The 2,288-nt window shown below is 74.4% G+C and carries 4 protein-coding genes; 3 read left to right on the top strand and 1 reads right to left on the bottom strand.

Going from position 1 to position 2,288, the window contains the following annotated elements:
• The 3 genes from AC2W7G_RS14145 to AC2W7G_RS14155 form a co-directional block, all read left to right on the top strand.
• Positions 1–259, top strand: a 259-nt coding sequence (locus AC2W7G_RS14145) for a Ppx/GppA phosphatase family protein (protein WP_485868997.1), incomplete at its 5' end; no start/stop codon positions are given.
• On the top strand, positions 256–1,059 hold the full coding sequence (locus tag AC2W7G_RS14150; protein ID WP_485868998.1) for a sugar phosphate isomerase/epimerase family protein: 804 nt from the start codon (positions 256–258) through the stop codon (positions 1,057–1,059). The genes AC2W7G_RS14145 and AC2W7G_RS14150, both read left to right, overlap by 4 nt.
• Positions 1,056–1,943, top strand: coding sequence for a hypothetical protein (locus tag AC2W7G_RS14155; protein ID WP_485868999.1), 888 nt, complete (start codon positions 1,056–1,058; stop codon positions 1,941–1,943). The genes AC2W7G_RS14150 and AC2W7G_RS14155 overlap by 4 nt, the downstream gene beginning before the upstream one ends.
• Positions 1,944–1,947: 4 nt before the next feature.
• On the opposite strand, the gene AC2W7G_RS14160 is transcribed toward AC2W7G_RS14155, so the two are convergent.
• Positions 1,948–2,288, bottom strand: a 341-nt coding sequence (locus AC2W7G_RS14160; RefSeq protein ID WP_485869000.1) for a substrate-binding domain-containing protein, incomplete at its 5' end; no start/stop codon positions are given.

Consider the following 2,288-nt stretch of genomic DNA (forward strand, 5'->3'; position numbering starts at 1 on the left):
GGCGCCGTCGTCGGAGGGCGCGTTCGTCCGCCGCACCCCTGAGCGCGCGCGGCTCGGCCCGCTCGTGGGCGAGCTGGCGTCCATGTCCACGTCCGAGGTCGCGGCGATGCCCGGCGTGTCCGCCGACCGAGCCCACCAGATGCTGGCCGGTGCCGTCGTCGCCGACGCGGTCATGGACATCTACGAGCTCGAGGCGCTCGAGATCTGCCCGTGGGCCCTGCGCGAGGGCCTCATCCTCGAGCACCTGGACCACCTGTGACCGCTCCGTCCGCCCCGCGGGTCACGCTGTCCACGTCCTCGGTCTACCCGGGCACGACGGCGAACGCGTTCGAGCTCGCCGCCCGGCTCGGCTACGACGGCGTCGAGGTGATGGTCGGCATCGACGACGTGAGCGCCGACGTCACCGCCGTGCGGGGGCTGCGCGACTTCCACGGCGTGCCGGTGACGTCCGTGCACGCCCCCTGCCTGCTCATCACGCAGCGCGTCTGGGGCACGGACCCGTGGGCCAAGCTCGAGCGCAGCGCCGAGATGGCCCACGCGCTCGACGCCGACGTCGTCGTGGTGCACCCGCCGTTCCGCTGGCAGCGCGACTACGGACGCCGCTTCGTCGAGGGCATCGCCGACCTGGAGGAGCGCACCGGCATCGACTTCGCGGTCGAGAACATGTACCCCTGGCGCACCGGCAAGCGCGAGCTGCAGGCCTACGTCCCGGGCTGGGACCCGCGCGAGCAGGACTACGCGCACGTCACGATGGACCTGTCGCACACGGCGACCTCGCACACCGACCCGCTCGCGATGGCCAAGGACCTCGGCCCGCGGCTGCGCCACGTCCACGTCGCGGACGGCAGCGGCACCGGGGCGAAGGATGAGCACCTGGTGCCCGGACGCGGAGCCCAGCCGTGCGCGGACTTCCTGGCCCAGGTCGTCGCGGCCGGCTTCGACGGCGACCTCGTCGTCGAGATCAGCACTCGCAAGTCCGGCAGCGACGCGAACCGCGAGACCGACCTGCTGGAGGCGCTGGCGTTCACGCGGCTGCACGCCCACGCCGGCCCCGCGTGAGCCTGCGCCTGCGCACGGCCACGCTCGACGAGCGCGGCCTGACGTTCTGGGGTCGCGACGGCTCGGTGACGCTGGCCCCCGAGGGCGTCCGCGTGGAGTCGCGCGTCCCGGTCGAGCACACCGACCGGTGGTTGGCGCCGACCGGGACGTCGACCGAGCCGGTGATGGTGCCGTGGCCGGACGTCCGCGAGCTGAACCTGCTGCTGCCCGACACGTCCGCCTGGCGCTATCGCGTGCTGCTGGTCCTCGCGTTCTTCAACCGCTGGGAGGCGTCGGCCTGGTTCCAGCGGACCACCGAGGTCTCCGTGCGCTGGCGGCTCCAGGGGCTCGAGACGGACCTGGGGCTTCCGCCGGGACGCCCCAACCGGCGCGGCGACGCGCGGATGACCGAGAACGCCGTGGCGATCCTCGGTGAGCGCGCGCTGCTGCCGGCGCTAGCCGACCGTGCGCTGCTCGAGACCCTGCTCTCCAGCCTCGGCGGGCTCGTCCGTTACGTCCCGGTCGTGCGCGGCCTCGTCGCCCGCCGCCGTGCCTACCGCCTGGTGCTCACCTGGTCCGAGGCGGACGAGGCGGGACGACGCGCGCTGCACCGGCCGGTGCGGGCGGGGTCGATCGGCCGGACCGTCACCGTGCACGAGAAGGTCCTGCAGGGCATCGCGCGTGCCGCCGGTCTGGTGCTGGCCGGGCTGGTCAGCATGACGGTGGTCGCGGGCCTGCTCCTCGACGACGACGGCAGCGCGCGCCCCGGTGTGCCGGGACCGGTCGCGGACGTCCTGTTCGGCATCGGCGTGGTCGTCGTGGCCTGGGGAGTGCTGAGCCTGCTGCGCATCGTGGTCGCGGCCGTCGCCTCCAGCGTCCGGCGGGCGAGGCGGCGCACGACCTGACGGCTCAGCCCGCGGCGGGGCCGGACGAGTCGCGCAGCACGAGACCGGTCGGCAGCCGCTGGTGGTGCGAGCCCGACTCGTCGCGCAGCGCCGCGCCGGGCGGCGCCTTGAGCAGCTCCAGGAGCATCTCGACCGCGAGGCGTCCGGCGTGGGCGTCGGGACCGCCGAGGGTGGTGAGCGGAGGCTGGACGAGCTCGGCGGCGAAGATGTCGTCGAAGCCGATCACGCTGATGTCCTCGGGCACGCGGACGCCGCGGTCGGCCAGGCGGCGCATGATGCCGATGGCCAGCAGGTCGTTGTGCGCCACGAGCGCGGTCGTCCCCGGACCGCAGCGCGCCGTCCGCG

It is taken from the genome of Aeromicrobium sp. PFPM2_SD2, assembly GCF_057364525.1.